Origin of the sequence: Aliibacillus thermotolerans (assembly GCF_027853235.1) — a bacterium.
In the GTDB taxonomy this organism is placed as follows: Bacteria; Bacillota; Bacilli; order Bacillales; family Marinococcaceae; genus Aliibacillus; species Aliibacillus thermotolerans.
Genome location: NZ_WKJG01000085.1, coordinates 1 through 2,794, shown reverse-complemented (window position 1 = coordinate 2,794; position 2,794 = coordinate 1). Strand labels below are relative to the sequence as shown.

Below are 2,794 nucleotides of genomic sequence, written 5' to 3'. Positions count from 1 at the left end.
CACCCTGTTAGAATATTCTGTGATTATCCTTTTATAAGGTGGAAGTGCTGTTAGGTGTAAAACAGTGTCTATGAAATTTTGAGAATAAGCGAGCATTTGGAAGATATTCTTACTTTATTGAGGGAGGTCTTTAATACAATTATAAAAGAAGACCTTTTGTTTTGACACAAATCTTTTACATAAAATCATAGCCTTATTCAATACTGTACAGGGGTATAGTATGATATAGTATGGATAGAAGGATGAATAATACAGAAAATAATAGGAAATTCATCTAAATATCCATACCAAAGGAGGAGTAATAATGAATAACAATGGAAATGAAGAGAATCAACACAACCACAATAGGCATAGAGAACATGACCATCATAATCACAAACAACATGAGAAACAAGAACATCGCAGTCATCAACATCACAATCATGAACATGAAGATATGCATGGTCATCACAAACATGGATATGAAGAACACAAAAATCACGACCACAGTCATGGACATAGTGGGCATCATGGTGGACATGGTGGACATGGTGGACATCACGAACATATGGTAGAAGATTTTAAGAAACGTTTTTGGATATCCCTAGTTTTATCAATTCCTATTTTATACTTGTCTCCAATGATTCAAATGCTGATTGGATATGAAGTAAATTTCACAGGTGATACCCTTTTACTTTTCTTGCTTTCCACGATTGTCTTTTTCTATGGTGGAAAACCATTTTTACTTGGTGCATGGGATGAGTTAAAAGAGAAATCGCCTGCAATGATGATGTTAATTTCTTTAGCTATCATCGCCGCTTATGTATATAGCACACTGACAGCATTCTTTATCGAAGGCAGCGACTTCTTCTTTGAATTAGCTACTCTTATTGTAATTATGTTGTTAGGACATTGGATAGAAATGAAATCCCTGATGGGTGCTTCAAAGGCACTGGAAGAGCTAATCAAGTTAATGCCAAAAGAAGCCCATAAACTGGACAAATCCGGAAATATTGTTGAGGTAACAGTCGAAGATTTACAACCGGGTGACCTGATTTTAGTTAAATCGGGTGAAAAGATTCCAATTGATGGTGAAATTTACGAAGGAGAATCTACCGTCGATGAGTCTATGCTTACAGGAGAATCTGTCCCTGTTGAAAAAGGACCCGGAATGGAAGCGATAGGTGGTTCCGTCAATGGTGATGGTGTATTAAAAGTTAAGGTAAGTAAAACAGGAAATGACACCTACCTATCCCAAGTTATTAAATTGGTAAGCGATGCAGAAAAATCAAAATCAAAGGCCCAAGGCTTTGCGGATATTGCTGCTAAATGGTTATTCTACGTTGCAGTAGTAGTAGGGATTATAACCTTTGCGGTCTGGTTAACTAACGGAGACTTGGATTTTGCTCTAGAACGAATGGTAACCGTTTTGATCATTGCTTGTCCACACGCACTTGGCTTGGCAACACCACTTGTAACATCTAGATCTACTTCCATTGCAGCCAAAAATGGTTTGTTAATTCGAAATCGTATAGCGTTTGAAAGTGCGTATAAATTGGACCGCGTGGTGTTTGACAAAACAGGAACCCTTACGGAAGGAAACTTCGGTGTAACAGATATTCATCCAAGCGAGGGAGTTAGTGAAGAAGAATTATTGAAGTTGGCTTATTCTGTTGAATTACAATCAGAACATCCAATAGCTAATGGAATTGTGAAAGAAGGAAAAGAGCGTAATTTACAGGCCTATGACATTAAGGATTACCGAAATCTAACTGGTAAGGGATTAGTTGCGAAAATAGGTGAAGCTGAAATTGCTGTTGTAAGTCCCGGAACAATGAGAGAAAATAAAATTCCATTCGATGAAAAAACCTATGATCAACTGGCTTTACAAGGAAAAACGGTTGTATTTGTACTTAAAGATAATGTCTTACAAGGGATGATAGCACTAGCTGATATCATCCGGGAATCTTCCTACAAAGTCATTAAAGAATTAAATGATCGTGGTATTGAAACGATTATGATGACTGGAGACAATAGCCGTGTAGCAAATTATGTAGGAGAAAAACTAGGGCTTTCCAAAGTCATTGCAGAAGTTCTTCCCCATGAAAAATCAAATAATGTAAAGGATTTAAAACAAAACGGGAAAAAGGTTGCGATGATTGGGGATGGAGTAAATGATGCCCCTGCCCTAGCGGAAGCTGATTTGGGAATTGCCATTGGTGCGGGTACAGATGTTGCGATTGAAACAGCCGATGTTGTACTAGTTAACAGTAATCCAGTGGATATTCTAAATATCATTAAATTGTCAAAGGCTAGTCGCAGAAAAATGTCCCAAAACTTAGCATGGGCTGCTGGGTATAACATCATTGCCATTCCTTTAGCTGCAGGTGTATTGTACAATGTTGGGTTTGTCATAACCCCTGCCGTCGGAGCCGCAGTTATGTCACTCAGTACCATTATTTGTGCAATAAACGCTCAATTATTAAAAATCGATTAATAGAAACAAATAGTTTATGTTTGGCTAAGCATGTATGGTATTGCTTAGCCTTTTATTTTTCTGTAGGTAAATTCTGTTCATAAATAGTACAAAGAATCTGCTTAATTTCTGCAAACTTGTAACGTAATCTAACAGTGTAACCGTCAAGTAAAAAGATACAGTTTTCGATAATTAATTTGAAGCAGTTTTTACTCCAAAGATAGAAGTTCTATGTTTCATGCGATAACTGTCTCCATTTAAATGGATAATTTCCGCTCTGTGCATAATCCTATCTAATATAGCGGTAGTAATTGCTGGATCGCCTAATAACTCACCCCA

At 37.1% G+C, this 2,794-nt stretch carries 2 protein-coding genes; one reads left to right on the top strand and one right to left on the bottom strand.

Features of this window, described 5'->3' with window-relative positions; translation table 11 throughout:
• The first annotated feature begins 304 nt into the window (after positions 1 to 304).
• Complete coding sequence (locus GJS40_RS12765) at positions 305 to 2,476, top strand: copper-translocating P-type ATPase (protein WP_270898241.1); 2,172 nt, start codon at positions 305 to 307, stop codon at positions 2,474 to 2,476.
• 171 nt (positions 2,477 to 2,647) lie between these two features.
• Here the strand turns inward: GJS40_RS12765 and GJS40_RS12760 are convergent.
• The coding region (locus GJS40_RS12760) for an ATP-binding protein (protein ID WP_270898242.1) at positions 2,648 to 2,794 on the bottom strand (147 nt) is incomplete at its 5' end.

Coding starts and splice junctions, on each gene's coding strand:
- GJS40_RS12765 (WP_270898241.1), top strand. CDS start 305: ATGAATAACAATGGAAATGAAGAGAATCAACACAACCACAATAGGCAT.